Source organism: Oceanibaculum nanhaiense (assembly GCF_002148795.1).
GTDB classification, from domain to species: domain Bacteria; phylum Pseudomonadota; class Alphaproteobacteria; order Oceanibaculales; family Oceanibaculaceae; genus Oceanibaculum; species Oceanibaculum nanhaiense.
The window spans coordinates 260,092-284,318 of record NZ_MPOB01000004.1 but is presented as its reverse complement, the minus strand read 5'-3'; the positions used below and the strand labels follow the sequence as shown (position 1 = coordinate 284,318).

20 protein-coding genes are annotated in these 24,227 nt (G+C 65.2%); 10 read left to right on the top strand and 10 right to left on the bottom strand.

Translation table 11 applies throughout. The annotated features are described in order from the left end of the window. The first annotated feature begins 232 nt into the window (after nucleotides 1–232). Nucleotides 233–1,378, top strand: coding sequence for an AI-2E family transporter (locus BKM74_RS08845; RefSeq protein ID WP_086465335.1), 1,146 nt, complete (start codon nucleotides 233–235; stop codon nucleotides 1,376–1,378). Between the two features lie 75 nt (nucleotides 1,379–1,453). Here the strand turns inward: BKM74_RS08845 and BKM74_RS08840 are convergent, their stop codons facing one another. Beyond that, nucleotides 1,454–2,656 (bottom strand): pyridoxal phosphate-dependent aminotransferase, encoded by a 1,203-nt coding sequence (locus BKM74_RS08840; protein WP_086465334.1) that lies wholly within the window; start codon nucleotides 2,654–2,656, stop codon nucleotides 1,454–1,456. 215 nt (nucleotides 2,657–2,871) lie between these two features. Here BKM74_RS08840 and BKM74_RS08835 point away from each other — a divergent pair, with 215 nt between their 5' ends. The 4 genes from BKM74_RS08835 to BKM74_RS08820 all read left to right on the top strand — a co-directional run bounded on the left by BKM74_RS08835 (nucleotide 2,872) and on the right by BKM74_RS08820 (nucleotide 7,909). Further along, nucleotides 2,872–4,107, top strand: a complete 1,236-nt coding sequence (locus BKM74_RS08835; protein ID WP_086465333.1) for an MFS transporter — start codon at nucleotides 2,872–2,874, stop codon at nucleotides 4,105–4,107. Between the two features lie 26 nt (nucleotides 4,108–4,133). Beyond that, a complete protein-coding gene (locus BKM74_RS08830; RefSeq protein ID WP_086465332.1) occupies nucleotides 4,134–4,901 on the top strand; it encodes a class II aldolase/adducin family protein in 768 nt (255 codons plus the stop codon). 124 nt (nucleotides 4,902–5,025) lie between these two features. Then, nucleotides 5,026–7,188: an excinuclease ABC subunit UvrB gene (gene uvrB, locus BKM74_RS08825; RefSeq protein ID WP_086465513.1), complete on the top strand. Its 2,163-nt coding sequence runs from the start codon at nucleotides 5,026–5,028 to the stop codon at nucleotides 7,186–7,188. A gap of 238 nt (nucleotides 7,189–7,426) precedes the next feature. After that, the gene (locus BKM74_RS08820) at nucleotides 7,427–7,909 is read left to right on the top strand and encodes a CreA family protein (protein ID WP_086465331.1); all 483 of its coding nucleotides are present in this window, start codon (nucleotides 7,427–7,429) and stop codon (nucleotides 7,907–7,909) included. A gap of 9 nt (nucleotides 7,910–7,918) precedes the next feature. On the opposite strand, the gene BKM74_RS08815 is transcribed toward BKM74_RS08820, so the two are convergent. From BKM74_RS08815 to BKM74_RS08805, 3 genes are read right to left on the bottom strand one after another with little or no spacing between them, the layout of a single operon-like run. Further along, nucleotides 7,919–8,131 (bottom strand): alkylphosphonate utilization protein, encoded by a 213-nt coding sequence (locus BKM74_RS08815; RefSeq protein WP_217895457.1) that lies wholly within the window; start codon nucleotides 8,129–8,131, stop codon nucleotides 7,919–7,921. 21 nt (nucleotides 8,132–8,152) lie between these two features. After that, complete coding sequence (locus BKM74_RS08810; protein ID WP_086465329.1) at nucleotides 8,153–9,154, bottom strand: LLM class flavin-dependent oxidoreductase; 1,002 nt, start codon at nucleotides 9,152–9,154, stop codon at nucleotides 8,153–8,155. 10 nt (nucleotides 9,155–9,164) lie between these two features. Next, entirely contained in the window at nucleotides 9,165–9,725 is a 561-nt protein-coding gene (locus BKM74_RS08805) for a molybdopterin-dependent oxidoreductase (RefSeq protein WP_176342463.1), read from the bottom strand. Between the two features lie 309 nt (nucleotides 9,726–10,034). Here BKM74_RS08805 and BKM74_RS08800 point away from each other — a divergent pair, with 309 nt between their 5' ends. Both BKM74_RS08800 and BKM74_RS08795 read left to right on the top strand, forming a co-directional pair. Further along, nucleotides 10,035–11,402: a glutamine synthetase family protein gene (locus BKM74_RS08800; protein ID WP_086465512.1), complete on the top strand. Its 1,368-nt coding sequence runs from the start codon at nucleotides 10,035–10,037 to the stop codon at nucleotides 11,400–11,402. 1 nt (nucleotide 11,403) lies between these two features. Further along, nucleotides 11,404–12,576, top strand: a complete 1,173-nt coding sequence (locus BKM74_RS08795; protein ID WP_086465327.1) for an iron-containing alcohol dehydrogenase — start codon at nucleotides 11,404–11,406, stop codon at nucleotides 12,574–12,576. Nucleotides 12,577–12,826: 250 nt separating this feature from the next. Here BKM74_RS08795 and BKM74_RS08790 read toward each other — a convergent pair whose 3' ends face one another. The 4 genes from BKM74_RS08790 to BKM74_RS08775 all read right to left on the bottom strand — a co-directional run bounded on the left by BKM74_RS08790 (nucleotide 12,827) and on the right by BKM74_RS08775 (nucleotide 16,244). After that, the gene (locus BKM74_RS08790; protein WP_086465326.1) at nucleotides 12,827–13,429 is read right to left on the bottom strand and encodes a 2-hydroxychromene-2-carboxylate isomerase; all 603 of its coding nucleotides are present in this window, start codon (nucleotides 13,427–13,429) and stop codon (nucleotides 12,827–12,829) included. Beyond that, nucleotides 13,426–15,060: an acyl-CoA synthetase gene (locus tag BKM74_RS08785; protein ID WP_086465325.1), complete on the bottom strand. Its 1,635-nt coding sequence runs from the start codon at nucleotides 15,058–15,060 to the stop codon at nucleotides 13,426–13,428. The genes BKM74_RS08790 and BKM74_RS08785 overlap by 4 nt, the downstream gene beginning before the upstream one ends. 62 nt (nucleotides 15,061–15,122) lie before the next feature. Then, nucleotides 15,123–15,761 carry a peptidoglycan-binding domain-containing protein gene (locus BKM74_RS18720; protein ID WP_176342462.1) on the bottom strand — a complete coding sequence of 213 codons (639 nt, stop codon included), beginning with the start codon at nucleotides 15,759–15,761 and terminating at the stop codon, nucleotides 15,123–15,125. A gap of 9 nt (nucleotides 15,762–15,770) precedes the next feature. Next, nucleotides 15,771–16,244 (bottom strand): RT0821/Lpp0805 family surface protein, encoded by a 474-nt coding sequence (locus tag BKM74_RS08775; RefSeq protein ID WP_086465324.1) that lies wholly within the window; start codon nucleotides 16,242–16,244, stop codon nucleotides 15,771–15,773. 211 nt (nucleotides 16,245–16,455) lie between these two features. Between BKM74_RS08775 and BKM74_RS08770 the strand changes: the two genes are divergently transcribed. Further along, nucleotides 16,456–17,844, top strand: coding sequence for an amidase (locus tag BKM74_RS08770; RefSeq protein WP_245825876.1), 1,389 nt, complete (start codon nucleotides 16,456–16,458; stop codon nucleotides 17,842–17,844). 36 nt (nucleotides 17,845–17,880) lie between these two features. On the opposite strand, the gene BKM74_RS08765 is transcribed toward BKM74_RS08770, so the two are convergent. Continuing rightward, a complete protein-coding gene (locus tag BKM74_RS08765) occupies nucleotides 17,881–18,552 on the bottom strand; it encodes a DUF4286 family protein (protein ID WP_086465322.1) in 672 nt (223 codons plus the stop codon). 115 nt (nucleotides 18,553–18,667) lie between these two features. Between BKM74_RS08765 and BKM74_RS08760 the strand changes: the two genes are divergently transcribed. Then, nucleotides 18,668–20,764, top strand: a complete 2,097-nt coding sequence (locus tag BKM74_RS08760) for a hydantoinase/oxoprolinase family protein (RefSeq protein WP_086465321.1) — start codon at nucleotides 18,668–18,670, stop codon at nucleotides 20,762–20,764. A gap of 14 nt (nucleotides 20,765–20,778) precedes the next feature. Beyond that, nucleotides 20,779–22,512: a hydantoinase B/oxoprolinase family protein gene (locus tag BKM74_RS08755; protein WP_086465320.1), complete on the top strand. Its 1,734-nt coding sequence runs from the start codon at nucleotides 20,779–20,781 to the stop codon at nucleotides 22,510–22,512. A gap of 100 nt (nucleotides 22,513–22,612) precedes the next feature. On the opposite strand, the gene BKM74_RS08750 is transcribed toward BKM74_RS08755, so the two are convergent. Continuing rightward, nucleotides 22,613–24,202, bottom strand: a complete 1,590-nt coding sequence (locus tag BKM74_RS08750) for a peptide chain release factor 3 (RefSeq protein WP_086465319.1) — start codon at nucleotides 24,200–24,202, stop codon at nucleotides 22,613–22,615. Nucleotides 24,203–24,227 lie beyond the last annotated feature (25 nt).

The window sequence follows — 24,227 nt, the reverse complement described above, 5'->3', positions numbered from 1 at the left end:
CGTAAAGTCTGGTTTCATCAAGGCATGTGCCTCTGTTGCAATAAACGGGGACACCTGGCCAATGTTCCCGCGTCAGTCGAGAAAATTTCCTCCGGCGGCGTAACATTCCGATGAGTCAAAACATTGATGAAAGGCTGGAAGGAACCGCAAACACGCAGAAACGTTAATGCGAGGGATAGAGTATTTCCAAATCATGAAATTAAAAAATTTATCTGTGAGGCAGTAATTTTCGATGACTGAACCCGGTATTTCCCAGACCCCGCCGAATTCTGCTGACTCTGATAATTCTGTTGCGGGCGATACGGAGTCCGACGAGAGCTCGTCTCTCGCCTTTCTGCAGGCGAGCAGCGTCACCCGCATGGCCGCCATCGGCCTGTTCGCGCTGGCGCTGATCTACACAGCCTATTTCGCGAAACCGGTGCTGCTGCCGATCTTCCTGGCGCTGATCTTCGCGATCCTGCTGTTGCCAATTGTGCGGCTGCTGACCCGCCTTCGGCTGCCGCAAACGCTGAGCGCACTGCTCGTCGTCGCCATGCTGGGCGCAGGCCTGACCGTCGGCGCGGTGCAGCTTGCCGGCCCGGCGGCGGAGCATCTCGATCTCGGTCCCAGCGTCATGTACAAGATCGAACGGAAACTGACCGAACTGAAACTGCCGCTGCGCCGGGCGCGGGAGACCACCGAGAAAATCGCCGAAATGGCGAATTTGGAGAATGACAGGAAGCCGCAGATCGTCGTTGTGGAGGGCAGCCTGATCGAAACCCTGGCCAATCAGGCGCAGTCCATCCTGATGACTTCCGCCATCACCGTGGTGTTGCTGTTCTTCATGCTGGCCGCCGGCCCGTCCACCGCCAGCCGCATCGTCGAGGCCATAACCCAGACCGACCAGCGACGGCGCATGAAGCGCATCCTGCTGGAGGTGCAGTGGAAAATATCGATCTATCTGCGCACCTTCACCCTCATCAGCCTGGCGCTCGGCCTGCTGACCGCGGCCGCGATGTGGGCGCTGGGCATGCCCAACCCCTTGCTCTGGGGGGTATTGGCGGCAGTGCTGAACTTCCTGCCCTATATCGGCCCGGCAATCACGGCGGCCATCATCGCCAGCGCCGCGCTGCTGAATTTCGACAGCTGGACGCAGATCCTGATACCGCCGCTGGCCGCCTACGCGCTGACGGTTATCGAAGGGCAGTTCATCACGCCGCTGCTGCTGGGCCGGCAGCTGACTCTGAACCCGATTCTGGTGTTCCTGGCAGTGATCTTCTGGGGCTGGCTGTGGGGCCTGCCCGGCGCGCTTCTGGCGGTGCCGATCCTGACCGTCGCGAAGATCATGGTGAGCAATCTGCCCGGCACGCCGCCCGCCCTACGCGCCGCGATGGAGTAAGCCAGCACAAGAAGAAGGCCACGAAAAAAACCCCCGGCAGATGCCGGGGGTTTTTCTTATCCGTTCGCGCGCCGATCAACTCAGCGAATTGCAGAAGCGCTGGATCTTCGTGCAGGCATCCTCCAGCAACTCGGTGGAGGTGGCGTAGGAGATGCGGAAATGCGGGGACAGGCCGAATGCCTCACCCTGCACCACGGCCACTCCCTCGGCCTCCAGCAACGCGGTCGCGAAATCGGTATCGCTGGCGATCACCTTGCCGTCCGGCGTCTTCTTGCCGATCAGCCCGGCGCAGGACGGATAGACGTAGAACGCCCCGTCCGGCTTCGGGCAGTTCAGGCCACTGGCCTGGTTCAGCATGGACACGACCAGGTCGCGGCGCTCGCGGAAGGCGACGTTGCGCTCCTGGATATAGTCGGTCGAGCCGTTCAGCGCGGCGACAGCAGCCGCCTGGCTGATCGAGGACGGGTTGGAGGTGGACTGCGACTGGATCACGCCCATTGCCTTGATCAGCGGCTCCGGCCCGGCGGCATAGCCGATGCGCCAGCCGGTCATGGCATAGGCCTTGGACACGCCGTTGCAGGTCAGCGTGCGGTCATAGAGCTTCGGCTCCACCTCGGCCGGCGTGCAGAATTTGAAATCGTCATAGACGAGATGCTCGTACATGTCGTCGGTCATGACGTGGACCTGCGGATGACGCAGCAGCACGTCGGTAACCGCCTTCATGTCGGCGCGGGTATAGCCGGCACCGGTCGGGTTCGACGGGCTGTTCAGGATGATCCATTTGGTCTTCGGCGTGATCGCCTTTTCCAGATCCTCCGGCCGCAGCTTGAAATCGTTCTCCTGCGGGCACTGCACGATGACCGGCGTGCCCTCGGCGAGCAGCACCATGTCCGGATAGCTGACCCAGTAGGGTGCCGGAATGATCACCTCGTCGCCCGGATCGAGCGTCGCCATCAGCGCGTTGTAGAGAATCTGCTTGCCGCCGGTGCCGACGGTGACCTGCGAAATCTTGTAGTCCAGCCCGTTCTCGCGCTTGAACTTATCGACGATCGCCTGCTTCAGCTCGTTGGTGCCATCGACATTGGTGTATTTCGTCTGGCCCTTGCGAATCGCCTCGATGGCGGCTTCCTTGACGAAATCGATGGTGTCGAAGTCCGGTTCGCCGGCCGACAGCGCGATGACCTTGCGGCCCTGCGCCTGCAGTTCGCGCGCCTTCATCGAGACGGCGATGGTCGGGGACGGCTTGATCCGGTTCAGGCGCTGGGCGATCAGAGCCATTTCTGTTCCTCACGGGGGCTGGTTGACAGGCTGGAATGACGGCGATGCCGACAGCCGCGAACCCTACGCCCGGTATCGCCATCGTTCAACGATATTTCGCGGTATTTCGCGGTATTTCCGGGGATTTTGCGCAAACCGCCCGCGCGCCAACCGGACATAGCGGCCCAGCAAGCAAGTCTCGGCTATTGCCTTGAAAACAGGCTATCATCCAGACCATGCCTTTATCCGCCCGCCTTGGCCCTGTCGGCCGCGCCCTCTCCCACCCGAATTACCGGCTCTACGTGACCGGTAATATGGCCTCGCTCATCGGCACCTGGATGCAGCGCATCGGCATCGGCTGGGTGGCGTGGGAACTGACCGGTTCCAGCGCCTGGCTCGGCATCGTCGCCTTCGCCGATCTGTTCCCGACCGTGGTGGTCACCGCCTTCGCCGGGGTCGCGGTGGACCGCATCGGCCCGATGAAGGTCGCCAAATTCGCCCAGTACCTTGCCATCGCGCAGGCAGTGACGCTGGCCGTCCTGACCTTTACCGGCCTTCTCGATATCTGGATGCTGATCGGGCTGACCGCCTTCCTCGGCGCTGTCACCGCCTTCTATCAGCCGGCCCGCCTCGCCATGATCCCCATGCTGGTGCCGCGCGAGGATCTGGGGGCGGCCATCGCCATCAACTCGATCAATTTCAACCTCGCGCGCTTCATCGGCCCGGCGATTGCCGGCGGCGTCATCGCGATGGGCGGCGCGGGCTGGACCTTCGCCACCAACGCCGTGACCTACTTTGCCTTTCTGGTCGCGCTGCTGCTGCTGAAACTGCCGGAACACAAGCCGCGCGAGGATGGCAACCGGCCGCTCTTCACCGAGATGGGCGAAGGCTATCTCTATGCCGCACGCCATGCCGGCATCGGCCCGCTGCTGGTGCTGGTCATCGTCACCTCGACCAGCCTGCGCGCCGTGCTGGAGCTGATGCCGGCCTATGCCGACGGCGTGTTCCAGGCCGGCGCCGAGGGGCTGGGCATGCTGGTCGCCGCGACCGGCGCCGGCGCTATCCTGTCCGGCATCTGGCTGGGCTTGCGCGGCAGCGTGCGCGGCCTGACCCGCATCTCGCTGTGGGCGGTCTTCGCCTCCTGCATCGCGCTGCTGGGCTTCGCCGCGACCGAGGATCTGACCATCGGCATGATCACCATGTGCTTTGCCGGCGCGGCGCTGGTGGTGAACGGCGTCGGCATGCAGACGCTGATGCAGAACGCCGTATCGGGCGAGATGCGCGGCCGCGTCATGGGCATCTACTGGATGATCTTCCGCGGCGGGCCGGCGCTGGGTGCACTCGCCCTCGGCGCGGCATCGGAGCTGTTCGGCCTGCACTGGCCGCTGGCCGCCGCCTGCATCCTGTCGCTGGTGGCCTGGGGCTGGTCGATGAAACGCTTGCCCCGGATGGGTCAGGCGTTAGAAGCTTGAAGAAATATACCGAGGAGGAAACTGGAATGAATGCCGTGACTGCCCTGGACCGCCCTGTCCGCGATCTCGTGAGCGCCGAGGAATGGGAAACCCGCGTCAATCTCGCCGCCTGCTATCGGCTGACCGCGCTGTATGGCATGACCGACCTGACCGCGACCCATATCTCCGCCCGCGTGCCTGGCGTCGAGGGGCAGTTCCTCATCAACCCGCACGGCATGTTCTTCGACGAGATCACCGCCTCCAGCCTGGTGAAGGTCGATCATGACGGCAATATTCTGCTGCCCTCGCCCTACCCGGTGAACAAGGCCGGCTACGTCATCCATTCCGCAATCCACGCCGCACGCCCGGATGTGGACTGCGTGCTGCACACCCATACCCGCGCCGGCATGGCGGTCTCCGCGATGGAATGCGGCCTGCTGTCGATCAGCCAGCACTCGATGCGCTTCTACAACCGGCTCGGCTATCACGATTATGAAGGGCTGGCGCAGGATGAGGACGAGAAGAAGCGGCTGGTGCGCGACCTGGGCACGCACCGCGCGATGATCCTGCGCAATCACGGGCTGCTGTCGGCCGGCCGCACCGTCGCCGAGGCGTTCAGCCTGATCCATTATCTGGAGAAATGCTGCCAGTCGCAGATCGACGCGCTGTCCGGCGGCCAGAAGCTGACCATCCCGCCGGGCCAGGTCTGCGAGCACACCGCGCGCCAGTACGAGGCGTTCGGCATCCTGGGCACCCGCGACTGGCCGGGCCATCTGCGCCGCCTCGACAAGCTGGACCCCAGCTACAAGGAGTAGGCTGCGTTCGGCGCTGGAAACCGTCTGCGCGCGGTCCTATGTTAGCGCCATGTCCAGCACAGCCCCCTTCCATATGCACCCGCTCGGCGGCGCGCTCCCTGGCCCCGGCGAGAAGCGCCCGCCGATGCTGGCCGGCGAGGCCGCGCCGCAGGATCGCGGCCAGGCGCTGCAGATCGTCTCCGACTACAAGCCGGCGGGTGACCAGCCGGAGGCGATCCGCCAGCTGCTCGCCGGGCTGAGCGAGGGCGAGCGCGACCAGGTGCTGCTGGGCGTCACCGGCTCCGGCAAGACCTTCACGGTCGCCCATGTCATCCAGCAGGTGCAGCGCCCGACCATCATCCTGGCGCCGAACAAGACGCTGGCGGCCCAGCTCTATGGCGAGATGAAGAGCTTCTTCCCGCATAATGCGGTCGAGTATTTCGTCTCCTACTACGACTACTACCAGCCGGAAGCCTACGTTCCGCGCACCGACACCTATATCGAGAAGGAAAGCTCGATCAACGAGCAGATCGACCGGATGCGCCACGCCGCGACGCGCGCGCTGCTGGAGCGCGAGGACGTCATCATCGTCGCCTCGGTTTCCTGCATCTACGGTATCGGCTCGCCGGAAGATTACAGCCGGATGATCGTGAAGATCGAGCAGGGCCAGAACATCGACCGCACCACCCTGCTGCGCAACCTCATCGAGATCCAGTACAAGCGCAACGACACCGCCTTCGCGCGCGGCACCTTCCGGGTGCGCGGCGATACGGTGGAAATCTTCCCGGCCCATTATGAGGACCGCGCCTGGCGCATCAGCCTGTTTGGTGACGAGGTCGAGGAGATCGTCGAGTTCGACCCGCTGACCGGCGAGAAGAGCGCGAAGCTGGAAGCCGTCCGCATCTTCGCCAACAGCCATTACGTGACGCCGCGCCCGACGCTGCAGCAGGCCATCGAGAAGATGAAGGTGGATCTGAAAATCCGCCTGGAGGAGTTTAACAGCCAGGGCAAGCTGCTGGAAGCGCAGCGGCTGGAGCAGCGCACCACCTTCGATATGGAGATGATCGCCGCCACCGGGTCGTGCGCCGGCATCGAGAATTATTCCCGCTACCTGACCGGCCGCAATCCGGGCGAGCCGCCGCCCACCCTGTTCGAATACATCCCGGAGAACGCGCTGCTGATCGTCGATGAGAGCCATGTCACCGTGCCGCAGATCGGCGGCATGTACAAAGGCGACTATGCGCGCAAATCCACCCTGTCGGAATTCGGCTTCCGCCTGCCGGTCTGTATCGACAACCGCCCGTTGAAGTTCGAGGAGTGGGAGCAGATGCGGCCGCAGACCATCTTCGTCTCGGCCACCCCCGGTCCGTGGGAGATGGAGCGCACCGGCGGCGTGTTCGTCGAGCAGGTGGTCCGCCCGACCGGCCTGATCGACCCGGTCTGCATCGTCCGCCCGACCGCCAACCAGGTCGATGACGTGATCGCCGAATGCAAGGACGCCGCGGCCAAGGGCCAGCGCGTGCTGATCACCGTGCTGACCAAGAAGATGGCCGAGGACCTCACCGAATACATGCATGAGGCCGGGGTGAAGGTGCGCTACATCCATTCCGATGTGGAGACGCTGGAGCGCATCGAGATCATCCGCGATTTGCGCCTCGGCACCTTCGATGTGCTGATCGGCATCAACCTGCTGCGCGAGGGGCTGGATATCCCGGAATGTGCGCTGGTCGCCATTCTGGACGCCGACAAGGAAGGCTATCTGCGCTCCAAGACCTCGCTGGTGCAGACCATTGGCCGGGCGGCGCGTAATCTGGAAGGAAGGGCGCTGCTCTATGCCGACCGCATGACGGTCAGCCTGGAATACGCGATCTCGGAAACCAACCGCCGCCGCGAGAAGCAGCAGGCCTACAACGCCGCCAACGGCATCACGCCGGAAAGCATCAAGTCGAAGATCAACGACATCATGCAGAGCGTGTATGAGCGCGGCGACCATCTGACGGTCGAGACCGGCGCCGAGGAAGGCACGCTGGTCGGCAAGAACATCCGCGAGGTGATCGGCGATATGGAAAAGCGCATGCGCACCGCCGCCGCCGATCTGGAATTCGAGGAAGCCGCCCGCCTGCGCGACGAGATCAAGCGGCTGGAAGCGGCCGAACTGGGCTTCGCCACCGACGGCAAACCCTTACGCGGTGGCCCGGTCACCCGCGTGCAGGTGCCCAGCGGCACCGCGCGGGTGAAGGGCGACATCCAGCCGCCGAAGGGGCGTTCCGGTGGTAAGGCAAAGGGGCATAAGCGCCGGGGTGGGTAATAGGCCCTCCCTCTCCCCTTCCATCTCTGCCCGTCACCCCCGCACTTGTTGCGGGGGTCCAGGTTTCAACCAGCTGAATCGCCGGTAGAGTAAGCTGAACCCTGGATTCCCGGCACAAGGCCGGGAATGACGGAAGGAGAAACGGCACCGCTATATGATTCAGCTTTCCTTACCCTCTCCCCTTGCGGGAGAGGGTTGGCTAACGGCGGCACGATGAACGAATGAAGGAACCTCCACCATGCATCGCCTCTTCCTGCTGGCCGCCCTGCTGATCGGGCTCGGCGCCATAGCCGCGCCTGCCGCGAAAGCCGACGAGATCGGCTGCGTGGACAGCGCCTTCCAGTGGATCGGCCCGAACCACAAGATCTGCATCGAGGCGTTCGACGATCCCGAGGTGCCGGGCGTGTCCTGTCATATCAGCCGCGCCAAGACCGGCGGGATCAAGGGCTGGGTCGGGCTGGCGGAGGATACGTCGGACGCCTCCATCGCCTGCCGGCAGACCGGACCGATCAGCCTGCCAAAGAAGATCGCCGACGCCGATCCCGGCGAGGGCAAGACGGTGTTCCGCGAAAGCCGCTCGATCATCTTCAAGAAGCTGCAGGTCGTGCGCTTCTACGACAAGAAGCGCAATACGCTGGTCTATCTGACCTATTCCGACCGGCTGATCGAGGGCAGCCCGCAGAATGCGGTAACCAGCGTGCCGATCATGCCCTGGCGCTGAGGCGCTGAATCAGGCTTTCTTCAGGAAGCAGGTCTTCAGCACCAGCCCCTTCACCTTGTCGGCGTTGCACTCGATCTCCTCCTCGTCGCTGGTGAGGCGGATATTCTTGATCAGCGTGCCGCGCTTCAGCGTCACCGAGGTGCCCTTCACCTTCAGGTCCTTGATGACCTGAACCGAATCGCCATCGACCAGCGCCGTGCCGTTGCTGTCTTTCACTGTCACAATACTTGTTCCATCAAGGAGTTATGCCGCCGCGCGGCGCATGTCGCTGACGATGCCGGCGAGAATTTCGTAGGAGCGCAGGCGCTTCTTATGATCGTAAATCGCCGAGGCGACAATCAGTTCGTCAGCGCCGGTGTCGGCGATGAAGCGTTCCAGCCCGGCGCGTACCGTCGCCGCAGAGCCGACGAAGGAACAGGCCAGCATGCGCCCAACCTGCGCCTTCTCGTCCGGCGACCACAGGCTCTCGATATCCTCGACCGGCGGCGGCAACTGGCCACGCCGCCCGCGGAACATGCCGATGACCCGCTGCTGCGCGGAGGTGAACAGATATTTCGCCTCATCGTCGGTATCGGCGGCGAACACATTCACCCCGACCATGGCGTGCCGCCGGTCGAGCTGCGCCGACGGCTTGAAGCCCTCGCGATAGACGGCGAGCGCCTGCATCAGCGCGCCCGGCGCGAAATGCGAGGCGAAGGCATAGGGCAGGCCCAGCATCGCCGCCAGCTGCGCGCCGAACAGGCTGGATCCCAGGATCCATAAGGGCACGTTGGTGTCCGTTCCCGGCACCGCCTGGATACGCTGGTCCGGCTGCAGCGGCCCCAGCAGTGCCTGCAGCTCCAGCACATCCTGCGGGAACTGGTCGGACGCCATCGGGTCGCGGCGCAGTGCCCGCCAGGTCATCTGGTCAGTGCCCGGCGCGCGGCCAAGGCCAAGGTCGATACGGCCCGGAAACAGCGATTCCAGCGTGCCGAACTGCTCCGCGATCACCAGCGGCGAATGGTTCGGCAGCATGATGCCGCCCGCCCCCACCCGCATGGTCTTCGTCGCGGCGGCCACCTGGCCGATCACCACGGCTGTGGCGGCGCTGGCGATGCCGGTCATGTTGTGATGCTCGGCCAGCCAGTAGCGGTTATAGCCCCAGCCTTCCGCATGGCGGGCGAGATCGAGTGTGTTGCGCAGCGCATCACCGGGCGTCGAGCCCTGCGGTACCGGCGCCAGATCGAGAACCGAAAAGGGAATCATCGGCTTTCCTCTATTCCACGGTCATGAAGAAGCCGGCCCACAGCCATTTCGAATCGTCCATGCCCTTCAGCTTCGGGTCGGTGTCGCGCGGATAGACCAGCCAGACCGGCCCGCGGTCGCCGATGCCGAGATAGCGGCCATCGATTTTCACCGCCAGCACGGCATCGTGATTATAGGCGTCGGTCACCGGGATTTCCGGCTCGTAACCGTCCAGTCCCAGAAAACGGATGGTGCTGCCCCTGGCGCCGGCGGCGGTCAGCACGTCGCGCAGCAATGGCCCTTCGAAGGTGTAGCCCTTCGGCCATTCAGGATAGCGCACTTTCAGGCTCTTCATGCCCAGCGCTTCCAGCATGGCGACATCGAAGGTGGCGGCCTTCTGGAAACCGGTGACGCCATGGCTGTTCAGCAGACCGTCCAGAAACGGGTCGAACGGGCCGCGGTTGGACTTGTCCACGCTGCCGGTGATGGTCAGGACGACCGGCCCGGCAGGCTCCGGCAATTGCTGCGCCGAGGCAGCGCCGGAGGCCAGCAAGCCAAGGGCGACGAAGGCGCCGAGCAGACGAGATTTCATGATTGACCTATTCCCAATATCCGCGCCGCATCCCGGCGTCCGTTTCATTAACTTTAGCGCAGACCATTCGGCAGGTCACGCACAGGCCCTATCAAGGCAGACCGGACAAAATGCAGCTTGAGCCCCAAGGCCGTCACCCCAGCACTTTTGCGGGAATGACAATTGCTGTGAACGGACCGCTTAGTGAAATCGCGCCATGATGCGCCCCGCACCGCTCGACAGCAGCGCGGTTTTCCGGTCTGATCCGGGATCATAGGCACGTATATGAAAATGGATGCCGCACCGACCGAACAGGAGGCAGGGCGAAACATGCAGGCCAGAGAGGTGAAGTCAGCCGCCGACGCCAGGCGGATCGTCGAGGCGCGCGGCCTCAGCCATGTGAAGATCGGCGTGTCCGACATCGATGGCGTGCTGCGCGGCAAGTACATGGCGCGCGACAAGTTCTTCTCGGCGCTGGAGGGCGGTTTCGGCTTCTGCGACGTGGTGCTCGGCTGGGACATGCATGACGAGCTGTACGACAATACCGCCTTCACCGGCTGGCACACCGCCTATCCCGACGCGATGGTGCGCATCCTGCCGGAGAGCTGCCGCGAACTGCCCTTCGAGGACAATATGCTGTTCTTCCTGGGCGAGTTCGAGCAGGCGGCGGAAGCCATCTGTCCGCGCGGCACGCTACGCCGGGCGCTGGACAAGGCGGCCGCCATGGGGTTCGGCGTGAAGGCCGCCTTCGAGTACGAATTCTTCCTGTTCGACGAGACGCCCGACAGCATCCGCGAGAAGGGCTATTACGGGCTGAAACCGATCACCCCCGGCATGTTCGGCTATTCCGTGCTGCGCTCCACCGTCCACGCCGACTTCTACCGCGGCCTGCTGGAACTGGCGGAGACCATGGACTTCCCCATCGAAGGGCTGCACACCGAGACCGGCCCTGGCGTGCTGGAAGCCGCCATCACCGTGGATGACGGGCTGGCGGCGGCCGACAAGGCCGCGCTGTTCAAGAGCTTCACCAAGGTGCTGGCGCAGCGCAACGGCATGATGGCCACCTTCATGGCGAAATGGTCGCCCGACTATCCGGGGCAGAGCGGCCATCTGCATCTGTCGCTGACCGACGCCGAGGGCAAGCCGGTGTTCCACGATGCCAAGGCGGAACACGGCATGAGCACGACCATGCGGCATTTCCTCGGCGGCCAGCAGAAGCTGATGCCGGAGATGCTGGCGATGATCTCCCCCACGGTGAACAGCTTTTCCCGTCTCATCCCCGGCTTTTGGGCGCCGACGGCATCGCTGTGGGGCGTGGAGAACCGCACCTGCGCGCTGCGTGTCATCGGCGGCTCGCCGAAATCGCAGCGGGTCGAATACCGGGTGGCGGCGGCGGACGGAAACCCCTATCTGGTGCAGGCGGCGGCGCTGGCCTCCGGCCTGTGGGGCATCGAGAACGAAATCGAGCCGGAAGCCCCGGTGAAGGGCAACGCCTATGAGGTGAAGCCGCCGGCCCGCCTCGCCTTTCCCGCAACGCTGTGGGAGGCGGCACAGCGGCTGCGCCGCTCCAAGCCCGCCCGCGCGCTGCTCGGCGACGATTTTGTCGAGCATTTCGCCGCCACCCGCGAATGGGAGGAGCGGCAATACCGCAAGCACATCTCCGACTGGGAACTGCAACGCTATTTCGAGATCATCTGACATGACACACGACTTCAATACCCTGCGCGCCACCTGGAGCTTCCCGACGGTGATCCGCTTCGGATCGGGTTCGATCTCGCTGTTGCCGAAGGCCTGCACCGAGCAGGGCATGAGCCGGCCGCTGCTGGTCACCGATCCGGGCCTCGCCGGCACGCCGATGGTTGCCGCCATGCTGGAAGACTGCCGCAAGGCCGGCCTTGGCGCCGAGATCTTCGCGCAAGTGAAGCCGAACCCGACCGGCGGCAATGTCGAGGCCGGCCTCAAGGCGTTCCGCGCCGGCAAGCATGATGGCGTGGTGGTGATCGGCGGCGGCAGCGCCATGGATGCCGGCAAGGTGATCGCCTTCATGGCCGGGCAGAGCCTGCCGGTCTGGCATTTCGACGATAACGGCCCCGGCTGGAAGGATGCCGCGCTGGACGGCATCGCGCCGATCATCGCCGTGCCGACCACGGCGGGCACCGGGTCGGAGGTCGGCCGTGCCGGCGTCATCGTGAATGAGGAGACCCACCAGAAGATCATCATCTTCCACCCGAAGATGCTGCCTGCGGTGGTGATCGAGGATCCGCAACTGACCATCGGCCTGCCGCCGCATCTGACGGCGGCGACCGGCATCGATGCCTTCACCCATTGCCTCGAGGCCTATTGCGCCCCCTCCTTCCATCCGCTGGCCGAGGGCGTGGCGCTGGAGGGTATGCGGCTGGTGAAGGAATATCTGCCGCGTGCCTACAAGGACGGCACCGATATCGAGGCGCGCGGCCAGATTCTGATCGCCGCCAGCATGGGCGCCACGGCGTTCCAGAAGGGGCTGGGCGGCATCCATTCGATCAGCCATCCGGTCGGCGCGCTGTACGACACGCATCACGGGCTGACCAACGCCGTGGTCATGCCCTATGTGCTGGCCTTCAACCGCCCGGCGGTGGAGGCGAAGATCGGCCGGCTGGCCGCCTTCCTGGGCATCGCGGGCGGGTTCGATGGCTTCCTGGACTGGGTGCTCGCCTTCCGCCGCGATCTCGGTATTCCCCACACCCTGGCGAAGATCGGCGTCGATGCCGCCCGCGCCGGGGAGATCGGCAAATACGCCGCCATCGACCCCACGGCGGGCAGCAACCCGATCCCGCTGGACGCCGCCATCCTGCAAAAGCTGTTCGAGGATGCGGTGGCGGGCAGGCTGTAGGCGTTAGCGTACGCCCGCTTCTCTTCCCCGTTCATCTCTGCCCGTCACCCCCGGCCTTGTGCCGGGGGTCCAAGCTTCCGCTAGCTGGATACCCGCCCGCGTAAGCTGAATCCTGGATTCCCGCAACAAGTGCGGGAATGACGGTTGGAGAATTGAATTACCGGCAGCGCCTCCTGGTGACCTCATGCTGAGGAGCCGGCTGCCCAACCCCTTGGGTAGTCGGCGTCTCGAAGCATAGGGCAGCCACTCCTCACCGTCCCGCCAGCTTGTCCTCGACGAACTCCAGCCGGTCCTGGCCCCAGAACAGTTCGCCGTCGATGATGTAGCTCGGCGCGCCAAACACATCGCGGGCCATCGCCTCCTCGGTCGCGATCTGGAAATCCTGCTCGACCTCGGAATTGGTCTCGGCGGCAAGCCGCAGCCCCTTGCCATCCATGCCGAGCTTGTTGGCCACATCGACCAGCACGTCCCAGTCGGCGACGTTACGGTCCTCCGCCCAGAGCGCCGCGCCACAGGCATTGGCCAGCGCCAGCGCATCGTCGCCATTCATGCGCGCGGCGATGATCATCAGGCTGGCCGGCTTGCCATCGCCGGGAAAATTGCTGGGGTGGGTCACCAGCGGCACGCCCAGCTTCTTCTTCCAGCGCGCCAGCTCCAGCAGCCGGTAGGCCTGGCGCTGCGGCGGGCGCTTGGCCAGCGGCAGACCGCCGGAAACGGAGAAGGCCTTGCCGAGGTCGATGGGCTTCACCGCGACCGTGGCGCCATACTTCTTCGCGATCTCGGCGAAGCGCTTGCCGCCCAGATAGGCCCACGGGCTTTGCGGCGTGAAATAGTAATCGACGATGATGCTCATGACGGGGTCTGCCTTTCGATTTCGAGCGCACGCAATTCGCGCCGCATGATCTTGCCGGTCGCGGTCATCGGCAGACTATCCACGAACGCGACATGGCGGGGATATTCATGCGCCGCCAGCCGCGTCTTCACGAAGTCTTGAATGTCAGCAACCAGTTGCGGGTCGGGCACGATGCCCGGTTTCGCCACAAGGAAAGCCTTTACCGCCTCGGTGCGCAAGGGGTCCGGCACGCCGATCACGGCTGCCATCGCCACAGCGGGATGCTTCAGCAGGCAATCTTCGATCTCCGCCGGGCCGATTCGGTAGCCCGACGAGGTGATGACATCGTCATCGCGGCCGACGAACCAGAAATACCCCTCCTCATCCTGCCGTGCCTGGTCGCCGGTCAGCAGGAAATCGCCGGCGAACTTCGCCGCCGTCGCCTCGGGGTTCTTCCAGTATTCCAGGAACATGACGGGATCGCCCCGGCGGATGCCCACAGTACCGACGCTTCCGGTGGGGAGAATATTCCCTTCCCCATCGACGATCTGCACATCATGGCCCGGAATGGCCCGCCCCATCGCACCGGGCCGGACCGGCAGGATCGAGGCGCAATTGCCGATAACCAGGTTGCATTCGGTCTGGCCATAGAACTCGTTGATGGTGAGGCCGAAGGTGTCGCGTCCCCAGTCCAGCAACTCCGCCCCCAGCGTCTCGCCGCCGGAGCCGATAGAGCGCATGGCATAGTCCCAGCGGGTTTTCGGGTTCTCGACCTGGCGCATCATCTTCAAAGCGGTCGGCGGCAGGAAGGCGTTGCGCACGCCATGCTTGGCGATCAGGTGGAAGGCATGCCCCGGGTCGAATTTCCGCATGCGGTGGGACAGCACCGGCACGCCGTGATGCCAGCTTGGCAGCAGCACATCGATCAGCCCGCCAATCCAGGCCCAGTCGGCCGGCGTCCAGAACAGATCGCCAGGCTGCGGAAAGAATTCCTGCGGGAACTCCACGCCCGGCAGATGGCCCAGCAGCGTGCGGTGGGCATGCAGCGCCCCCTTGGGCTGGCCGGTGGTGCCGGAGGTGTAGATGATGAGGGCCGGATCGTCGGCGGCGCTGTCGATGGGCATAAAGCGGTCACTGGCCTGCGCCAGCGCGGCCTCCAGCGACAGGAAGAAATCACCGTCTTTCGCCGCATCGGCCGCCAGCACCAGCGACAGCTCCGGCAGGCTCGGCCGAATCTCCGCAATCACCGGCAGCCGCTCGGCATCGGTGACCAGCGCGCGGCAGCCAGCATTGCCAAGCCGGTATTCCAGCGCTTCCGGTCCGAACAGGGTGAACAGCGGCACCGCGATCAGCCCGGCCTTGTAGCAGGCGACATGGGCAATCGCCGTCTCCGGCCGCTGCGGCATCAGGATGCCGACCCGGTCACCCGGCTTCAGCCCCTGCGCCAGCAGCACATTGGCAAGCCGGTTCGACAGGCGCGTTATCTCGCCGAAGCTGTAGCGCCGGACCGAGCCGTCCTCATCTTCATGAATGAGCGCCAGCGCCGCCGGATCGTGCCGGTCGCAAATATCGACGCCGATATTGTAGCGTGCGGGCACCTGCCAGCGGAATCCGGCGACGGCATCCTCGTAGCTTGCCGCTGCTCGCAGCATGGCGTCTCATCCTCCCGTTTTTTATCGTTGGGAGGATGATAGCGGCGGACCGGGACGCTTTGCTAGGTGCGAAGACCGGAGCCCGCCTGTCCCGGCGTCATGCCGCGCAGTTCCTCCAGCAATGGCTGGCCGACATTGCCGGTAACGCTCTTGTTGTGATCATACTGGTAACGCTCAATGGCCTGCCGGGTCGCCGGGCCGTACAGCCCGTCAATGGCACCGTCATAATAGCCCAGCCGCAACAGCTCGCGCTGCACATCGCGGGTTAGCGGATCGCCCGCCGCCTGCTTCGGGGCTGTACTGCCCGTGCCTGCGGTCACTTCCGGCCGGGCGAACTTCATATGGTCCAGCACATCCTTGCTGGCAACGCCATCGACCGGCAGGCCGGCCTTGCGCTGATAGTCGCGGATGGCGCTGCGCGTGCGCGGCCCCATCGCGCCGTCCACCGGACCGGCGGTGAAGCCCTTTTCGTTCAGGGTTTCCTGGATCGCCCGGATGGTGGCGCTGCGCATCTGATCCGGCATGCTGTCCACCGCCTGCGCCAGCACCAGCGGAGTCGGCACCGGCGCATGCTCGGGCACCGGCGGCAGGGTCAGGCCAACCGCCGGCTTGGCCAGCGCCCAGAAGAGAACCGCAGCCAGCGCCAGCAGGGCGATCCGCCCCGGCTCCGCCTTTGCGGATGCGAGATTTTTCACGCGCATCACCCTCTCCTACTGCACCATCTTCCAGCTGCCATCGGCCTGACGACAGGCCACGCCATGGGCGGCCTGCGACTTGCCATCGACATAGACGGTGGTCTGGTACTCGCGACAATATTCGCCGGTCGAGGACGTGCCGTCACGCACCGGGGTGACGCTGCCGTAATTGCCGGTATTCGGGTTGTTCCAGTTGATGGTCTGGCCAACCGGCGCGCTGTTCGACTGGTTGAACGCGCTCTGCGCCTTCAGCTTATCGGCATCGTCAAGGCCGCTGCCAACCTCGGAGCCGAGATAGGCGCCCAGCAATGCGCCTGCCGCCGTCGCCGCGAGCCGGCCGCTGCCGCTGCCAAACTGCGCGCCGGCGACAGCGCCACCGACACCGCCGAGAACGCCGCCGATACCCTGTTTCGTGCCAATGCCGCTGTTTTCGCAGGCGGCGAGCGCCAGCGGGGCAGCGAGCGCGATAGCGATGATCCTGGTACGCATCTTTACTCTCCCTTGTGGGATGAAGTCTTACATGGGTGAAACGGGTTTCCCGCTACCCGGTTCCTCATATTCCAACGCCATTGCGGCTAAATTCCGTCGCTTCTTTTGAAGATCGCACTTGGCCCGCCCGGTGAAAGCGCGGCAGGATGGCGCCTCCGATTTCCCGCCGGTTTCGCTTTCGCCTTCCCGTTTCAATTTCGAGAGACATCCCATGACCGCCCTTCCTCCCGATCCCCTCGCCCGCGGCATCGCCGCCTATGGCCGCGACCTGCGCGCCGGCAAGACCACAGCCGAGGCCGCGACCCGCGCCTATCTCGACCGCATCAAGGCGCTGGACCCGAAGCTGGGCGCCTTCCAGCTGGTGATGGGCAAGCAGGCCCTGACGACCGCCAGGGCCATCGACAAGCTGCTGACCGCCGGCACCGATCTGGGTCCGCTGATGGGCGTGCCGGTGGCGGTGAAGGATCTGTTCGCCATCGAGGGCACCAAGGCCCATGCCGGCACGAAGCTGGATGTGGCCGACCTGATCGGCGGGGAAGGCAGCTTCGTGAAGATGCTGCGCCGCGCCGGCTGCATCATCCTCGGCAAGACCAAGACCGTCGAATTCGCCCTCGGCGCCACCGGCATCAGCAAGCCGCGCGGCACGCCGTGGAACCCGTGGGATGCCAAGGTGGCGCGCTTGCCGGGCGGGTCCTCCAGCGGCTCCGCCGTGGCGACCGCTGCCGGATTGTGCGGTTTCGCCATCGGTTCCGACACCGGCGGCTCGGTGCGCATCCCGGCGGCGCTGTGCGGGCTGTTCGGGCTGAAGACCACGGTCGGGCTGTGGGCGACCGACGGGGTGTTCCCGCTGTCGCCGACCTTCGACACCATCGGCCCGCTGACCAGATCGGCGGCGGATGCGGCACAGGTGTTCGCCGGCCTGACCGGCCGCCCGGTGGTGCAGTCCGCACCGCTGGACGGGCTGCGGCTTGGCCGCCCGGTGGGTTATTTCTTCGATAATCTGGAAAAGCCGGTCGCGCAGGCGACCAAGAAGGCGCTGGAGAAGCTGGTCAAGGCCGGCACTGCCATCGTCGATATCGAGGTGCCGGAAGCCGCCGAGCGCACCAAGATCTTCCCGGTCGTGCTGCCGGTCGAGCTGGTGGCGGCGCTGGGGCGCAAGCGCTTCAAGGCCGGCCGCCGCAAGATGGACCCGGTTGTCGGCTCCCGGGCCGCGCAGGGGCTGGAGATTGCCGCGCCTGAATATCTGCACGCGATCTGGCGCACCCGCGACCTGGAGAAGATCGCCGAGCAGCGCATGGGCGGGCTGGATGGCTGGATCACGCCGACCCTGCCGATCCAGGCCGCCCCCGTCGCCGATCTGGACGATCCGGAGGTCGGCGGGCATTTCGCCCGGCTGGTGACGCAGAACACCCAGCCCGGCAACCTGTTCCGCCAGGCCGGCACCTCGACGCCAATCCAGCATCTGACCGATGGCGGGCTGCCGATTGGCCTGCAGCTGCTCTGCCCCGGCTTCGCGGAAGAACAGGCACTCGCCATCGCGCTGGCAATGGAAGAGCTGTTCGGCGCGCCGCCGGCACCGAACCTGAAGGGGTTTATGTAACCGTACCCCTCGCCCCGGAAGGGGCGAGGGAAGACCTTACAGCTCCGCCTTGCCAAGCACCCACATCAGCGCATAGGTACCGCTGTCGATCGTCTTAAGCCCCGGCAGCGTGGCCAACGACACCGCCTTGGCGGCAGCGGCGGCGACTTCCGCCGAGGTGGTATCGACCAGCACGATCCAGTCTTTCGCTTCCGGGGCGTCTTTCGGCGCGTCCTTGTGCTCGGCCAGCGGCTTGGACAGCTCCGGGTCGCTTTCCATGATATGGGCGGCCAGCGTGCCGTCCTGTGTCACCAGCTCGGCCAGCACCGCCTTCAGCGCCTCGCGCGCCGTGGCCGCATCATTGTCCGAGGGGCGCAGGCGAATGACGGCGGCAGCCCCACCAAGGCCCGCCCCAAGGCCCGCGGTCGTGCGGGCAACCTGGCGCTTCACATTCTTGAAGTTCGCCATCACCGCCTTCGACCAGGCGGTCTGGTTCGCCAGCATCTGCTTGTAGGCCGGGCTGGAGAGAACGGCGAAATCCTCCGTCTCATAGAAGGAGATATATTTCGGGCTGGCGGATACGGCGATGTAGCGCCGCGCCGACAGAAAGCCTGGAATCCCGACCCGCTCCGCGACATGCTCGCGGTCGTACCAGCGGTTGAACTCCTCCTCCTCGGCGGCGGGAATATCGGTTCCCACGATCAGCATGCCGGTGCCCTGCAACGCCATCTCGTCTCCCTTTCACATAGCGGTTGGCTAAAGTTGTCATCAATGTTGCACAACTCCGGGGGCGATTGTAGCGTGCCGTTCCTTCCTTTCCCGGCCCGCCTGATCGGAGTGCCTCATGACTGCTTCCTCTTCCGCTGGTGCCCGTCTCGCCGTCGATATCGGCGGCACCTTCACCGATGTGGCGCTGGAGGTCGGCGGCCGGCTGGTGACGACCAAGGTACTGACCACCCCCGCCGCCCCCGAGGAAGGCGTGCTGACCGGCATCGCCAAGGTGATCGGGCAGGCCGGCATCAGCCCGTCCGACGTGTCGATCATCATCCACGGCACGACGCTGGCGACCAATGCGCTGATCGAGCGCAAGGGCGCCAAGACCGCGCTGCTGACCACCGAGGGCTTCCGCGACTCCGTCGAGATGGCCTACGAGAACCGATTCGAGCAGTACGACATCAATATCGACCGGCCGAAGCCGCTGGTGCCGCGCCATCTGCGCCTGCCGGTGCGCGAGCGGCTGAATGTGAAGGGCGAGGCGCTGATCGCGCTGGACGAGCAGTCGGTCCACGACCTGATCCCGGTGCTGAAGCAGTACGGCGTGGAGAGCGTGGCCATCGGCTTCATCCATGCCTATGCCAACCCGGCGCATGAGCAGCGCACCGCGGAAATCCTGCGCGAGGCCCTGCCCGACCTGTCCTACTCGCTGTCCTCCGAGGTCTGCCCGGAAGTGCGCGAATACGAACGCCAATCGACGACCTGCGCCAATGCCTATGTGCAGCCGCTGATGGCCAGCTACCTCGCCCGGCTGAAGGCGCAGCTGCACGAACTGAGCTATGGCTGCCCGTTCTTCATGATCACCTCCGGCGGCGGGCTGACGGCGCTGGACACGGCGATGAAATTCCCGATCCGGCTGGTCGAATCCGGCCCGGCGGGCGGCGCCATCCTGGCCAGCCGCATCGCCGCCGAATGCGGGCTGGACGAGGTGGTGTCCTACGATATGGGCGGCACCACGGCGAAGCTGTGCCTGATCGACAAGGCACAGCCGCTGGCCTCGCGCACCTTCGAGGTGGACCGCGTCTATCGCTTCATGAAGGGCAGCGGCCTGCCGATCCGCATTCCGGTCATCGAGATGGTGGAGATCGGCGCCGGCGGCGGCTCCATCGCCCATGTCGATACGATGAAGCGCATCACCGTCGGCCCGGAATCGGCGGGCTCCGTCCCCGGCCCGGCCTGCTACGATCAGGGCGGCACGCGGCCGACCGTCACGGACGCCGATGTGGTTATGGGCCGCATTGACCCGTCGGTCTTTGCCGGCGGCACCGTGCATCTGGCGCCGGAAAAATCGAAGGCCGCGATGCAGGCAGAAATCGGCAGCAAGCTGAACCTCAGCGACGCGCTGGCTGCCTTCGGCATCGCCGAGGTGGTGGACGAGAACATGGCGAACGCGGCGCGCGTGCATGCCATCGAATGGGGTAAGGATATCGCCCGGCGCGCGATGATCGCCTTCGGCGGCGCCGCCCCGCTGCATGCCGCGCGGCTGGCCGAGAAGCTGGAAATCGACACCATCATCATCCCGACCGGGGCCGGCGTCGGCTCGGCGCTGGGCTTCCTGAAGGCGCCGGTCGCCTATGAGGTGGTGCGCAGCCGGCACATGAAGCTGTCGCAGTTCGACTCATCCGTCGCCAATGCGACATTGAAGGAGATGCAGGAAGAGGCGCTGGCCATCGTGCGCGAGGGCGCGCCGACCGCCGATCTGGTGGAAATCCGCCAGGCCTATATGCGCTATGTCGGCCAGGGCCACGAGATCGCCGTCGATGTGCCGGTGCGCGACCTGACGCAGGCCGACGCCCAGCATATGGCCAGCGTCTTTGCTGAGGCCTATTCGGCGCTGTATGGCCGCACCATCCCCAATCTCGACATCGAAATCCTGAGCTGGACGCTGACCACCAGCACGAAGGTGGAGAAGCCGGCGCCGGTGCCGATGCCGAAGGCCACCCTGCCCGCCCCGGAACCGAAGAGCCGCAAGCAGATTTTCGATCCCGTGAAGACCGATCATGTCGAGGCCGGCATCTACTGGCGGCCCGATCTGAAGCCGGGCATGAAAATTCCCGGTCCGGCGCTGATCGCCGAGGAGCAGACCACCACCGTCGTCTCGTCGAGCTTCGATGCGCTGATCAACGAGCTGGACTATATTGTTCTCGTCCGCAAGCCGGCAGCCTGAGGAAGGACGCCCCCATGACCAAGAATTCCGCGCTCGACCAGATCCATCTGCAGATCATGTGGAACCGCCTGCTCTCGGTCGTCGAGGAACAGGCACAGGCGCTGATCCGCACTGCCTTCTCCACCTCCGTGCGCGAGGCCGGCGATCTGTCCGCCGGCGTGTTCGACGCGCGCGGCCGCATGCTGGCCCAGGCGGTCACCGGCACGCCCGGCCATGTGAACGCGATGGCGGCCTCGGTCGGCTTCTTCCTAGAGCGGTTCCCGGCGGAAACGATGGAGGAAGGCGACGTTTACGTCACCAACGATCCCTGGCTCGGCACCGGCCATCTGCACGATTTCACCGTCGTCACGCCGACCTTCAAGGACGGCAAGATGGTCGCCCTGTTCGCCTCGACCAGCCATGTCGTCGATGTCGGCGGGCGCGGCTTCGGGGCCGACGGGCGGCAGGTCTATGAGGAAGGCATCAACATCCCGATCATGGCGCTGGCCAAGCGCGGCGTGATGAATGAATCGCTGCTGCACATCGTGCGGGTGAATGTGCGCGAGCCGGTGCAGGTCGAGGGCGACCTCTATTCGCTGGCCGCCTGCAACGAGACCGGCAGCCGTCGCCTGGTCGATATGATGCGCGAGTTCAACCTGGACTCCATCGATCCGCTGGGCGAGCACATCATCGAACACAGCCGGGCGGCGATGCTGGATGAGATCCGCGCGCTGAAGCCGGGCACCTACAAGAACGCCATGCGCATCGACGGTTATGACAAGCCAATCGACATCGTCGCCACCATGACAGTCGGCGAGGACGGCATCGACGTGGATTTCGACGGCACCTCCGCCGTCTCCACCTATGGCATCAACGTGCCGCTGACCTATACCCAGGCCTATGCCAGCTTCGGCGTGCGCTGCATCATCGGCGGCAAGGTGCCGAACAATGCCGGCTCGCTGGCGCCGGTGCGGGTGACCGCGACGGAAGGCTCGATCCTGAACGCGCCGCATCCCTGCGCCGTCGCCGCGCGCCATGCCGTCGGCCAGATGCTGCCGGACGTGGTCCTGGGCTGCCTGGAGCAGGTGATCGGCGAGGTGCCGGCGGAAGGCACGTCCTGCCTGTGGAACCCGATGCTGCTGGGCGGGCATGGCCTCGTCGGCGATGCCGATTACGGCAAGGCCACGCCGTTTGCCGTGAACCTGTTCCATACCGGCGGCACCGGCGCGCGTCCGACCAAGGACGGCTTGTCGGCCACCGCCTTCCCGTCCGGCGTGCGCAACACCCCGGTGGAGATCAACGAGACGGTCGCCCCGCTGATCGTCTGGAAGAAGGAATACCGCACCGATTCCGGCGGCGCCGGGCGCTATCGCGGCGGCACCGGGCAGGTCATGGTCATCACCCATGCCGAGGGCGCGCCCTTCGCGATTTCCTCGATGTTCGACCGCATGATCCACCCGCCGCGCGGCCGCAAGGGCGGCGGCGAGGGCCAGGTCGGCAAGATGTATCAGCGCGACAGCGGCCTCGGCATGAAGCCGAAGGGTCGCCAGCCGATCCCCGGCGGCGAGACGCTGGTGCTGGAGATGCCGGGCGGTGGCGGTTTCGGCCGCGCCCATGACCGGCCGGCAGCGGAAGTCGCGGCCGATGTGCTGGCCGGATTCGTCTCCCGCGAGGCGGCGGAACGCGACTATGGCGTGGTGCTGAACGACTATTACGATGTGGACGAATCGGCCACGCAGCAGCGCCGCGCGCAGGTGGCAGCGGAGTAATTCATTATCGTCACCCTCGGACTTGACCCGAGGGTCCAGAGAGGCTTCGCCGTTCGCTGGATGGTCGGATCAAGTCCGACCATGACGATTAAATGTGGCCCTAAGCCAGCTTTTCCTTGGTCTTCAGGAAGCGCAGCTTGGGGTTCTGCTCGATGGTGGTGTCGAGGTGCCAGTTGTTGCGCGCGAGGAAGACGGGATCGCCGTCATGATCCTCCGCCAGGGTCGAGCCGTTGGCGTCGCGGAATTTCTTCAGCACCAGCGGATCGTCGGTCTCGATCCAGCGCGCGGTGATGTACTGGGTCTGCTCGAACTTCACCGGGATGCCGTATTCGGTGCGGATACGGTCGGCCAGCACGTCGAACTGCAGCACGCCGACCACACCGACGATCCAGCCCGAATCCATCGTCGGCTTGAACACGCGGGCCGCCCCCTCCTCCGCCAGCTGCAACAGCGCCGCGCCCAGATGCTTGGCCTTCATCGGGTCTTCCGGGCGCACCCGCTGCAGCATTTCCGGCGCGAAGCTGGGAATGCCGGTGAACTGGATGTTCTCGCCCTCGGTCAGCGCGTCGCCGATGCGCAGATTGCCGTGGTTCGGGATGCCGATGATGTCGCCGGCCACCGCCTCCTCGGCGATCTCGCGATCCTGCGCCAGGAACAGCAGCGGATTGTGCAGGTTCACCTGCTTGTCGGTGCGCACATGCTTCAGCTTCATGCCGCGCTTGAAATGGCCGGAAGCGACACGGAAGAAGGCGATACGGTCACGGTGCTTCGGGTCCATGTTCGCCTGGATCTTGAACACGAAGCCGCTGACCTTGTCCTCCAGCGGATCGATATTGCGGCCAACCGCCGGCTGCGGGCGCGGCGGCGGGGCCAGCTTCGCCAGCCCGTCCAGCAGCTCGCGCACGCCGAAGCTGTTCACGGCGCTGCCGAAATAAACCGGCGTCAGATGCCCCTCGCGGTACATCTCCATGTCGAATTCCGGCATCAGGCCGCGCGCCATCTCCACCTGCTCGCGCAGCTCCGTGGCGGCGTAAGAAGGCAACAGCTTGTCGATCTGCGGATCGTCCAGCCCGGTACAGGTCACGGTCTCGCCGGAGAGCGCGCTGCGGCTCTTCGGCATCAGCACCAGCTGATCCTTCATCAGGTCGTAGCAGCCCAGGAAGCCCGGCCCCATGCCGATCGGCCAGGAGGCCGGGGTGACATGCAACTGCAGCGTCTCCTCGATCTCCGAGATCAGCTCGAACGGGTCACGCGCCTCACGGTCCATCTTGTTGATGAAGGTGATGATCGGCACGTTGCGCAGGCGGCAGACCTCGAACAGCTTGCGGGTCTGTTCCTCGATGCCCTTGGCGGCGTCGATCACCATGACGGCCGAATCCACCGCCGTCAGCGTGCGGTAGGTGTCCTCGCTGAAATCCTCATGTCCCGGCGTGTCGAGCAGGTTGAAGGTGCAATCATCATAGTCGAAGGTCATCACCGAGACGGTGACCGAGATGCCCCTCTCCTTCTCCACCTTCATCCAGTCGGAGCGCGCGCGCCGCGCGTCGCCGCGCGCCTTCACGGCGCCGGCAAGCTGGATGGCGCCGCCGAACAGCAGCAGCTTTTCGGTCAGTGTGGTCTTGCCGGCGTCCGGATGCGCGATGATCGCGAAGGTCCGCCGCCGCGAGACAATGTCCGCGAAGTCGGTCATGGGGCTCTTCAGGCGTTTCGAAACG

Bases quoted from the DNA above. Each gene is read 5' to 3' on its own strand.
- BKM74_RS08845 (WP_086465335.1), top strand. From the start codon at position 233: ATGACTGAACCCGGTATTTCCCAGACCCCGCCGAATTCTGCTGACTCT.
- BKM74_RS08840 (WP_086465334.1), bottom strand. From the start codon at position 2,656: ATGGCTCTGATCGCCCAGCGCCTGAACCGGATCAAGCCGTCCCCGACC.
- BKM74_RS08835 (WP_086465333.1), top strand. From the start codon at position 2,872: ATGCCTTTATCCGCCCGCCTTGGCCCTGTCGGCCGCGCCCTCTCCCAC.
- BKM74_RS08830 (WP_086465332.1), top strand. From the start codon at position 4,134: ATGAATGCCGTGACTGCCCTGGACCGCCCTGTCCGCGATCTCGTGAGC.
- uvrB (WP_086465513.1), top strand. From the start codon at position 5,026: ATGCTGGCCGGCGAGGCCGCGCCGCAGGATCGCGGCCAGGCGCTGCAG.
- BKM74_RS08820 (WP_086465331.1), top strand. From the start codon at position 7,427: ATGCATCGCCTCTTCCTGCTGGCCGCCCTGCTGATCGGGCTCGGCGCC.
- BKM74_RS08810 (WP_086465329.1), bottom strand. From the start codon at position 9,154: ATGATTCCCTTTTCGGTTCTCGATCTGGCGCCGGTACCGCAGGGCTCG.
- BKM74_RS08805 (WP_176342463.1), bottom strand. From the start codon at position 9,725: ATGAAATCTCGTCTGCTCGGCGCCTTCGTCGCCCTTGGCTTGCTGGCC.
- BKM74_RS08800 (WP_086465512.1), top strand. From the start codon at position 10,035: ATGCAGGCCAGAGAGGTGAAGTCAGCCGCCGACGCCAGGCGGATCGTC.
- BKM74_RS08795 (WP_086465327.1), top strand. From the start codon at position 11,404: ATGACACACGACTTCAATACCCTGCGCGCCACCTGGAGCTTCCCGACG.
- BKM74_RS08790 (WP_086465326.1), bottom strand. From the start codon at position 13,429: ATGAGCATCATCGTCGATTACTATTTCACGCCGCAAAGCCCGTGGGCC.
- BKM74_RS08785 (WP_086465325.1), bottom strand. From the start codon at position 15,060: ATGCTGCGAGCAGCGGCAAGCTACGAGGATGCCGTCGCCGGATTCCGC.
- BKM74_RS18720 (WP_176342462.1), bottom strand. From the start codon at position 15,761: ATGCGCGTGAAAAATCTCGCATCCGCAAAGGCGGAGCCGGGGCGGATC.
- BKM74_RS08775 (WP_086465324.1), bottom strand. From the start codon at position 16,244: ATGCGTACCAGGATCATCGCTATCGCGCTCGCTGCCCCGCTGGCGCTC.
- BKM74_RS08770 (WP_245825876.1), top strand. From the start codon at position 16,456: ATGACCGCCCTTCCTCCCGATCCCCTCGCCCGCGGCATCGCCGCCTAT.
- BKM74_RS08765 (WP_086465322.1), bottom strand. From the start codon at position 18,552: ATGGCGTTGCAGGGCACCGGCATGCTGATCGTGGGAACCGATATTCCC.
- BKM74_RS08760 (WP_086465321.1), top strand. From the start codon at position 18,668: ATGACTGCTTCCTCTTCCGCTGGTGCCCGTCTCGCCGTCGATATCGGC.
- BKM74_RS08755 (WP_086465320.1), top strand. From the start codon at position 20,779: ATGACCAAGAATTCCGCGCTCGACCAGATCCATCTGCAGATCATGTGG.
- BKM74_RS08750 (WP_086465319.1), bottom strand. From the start codon at position 24,202: ATGACCGACTTCGCGGACATTGTCTCGCGGCGGCGGACCTTCGCGATC.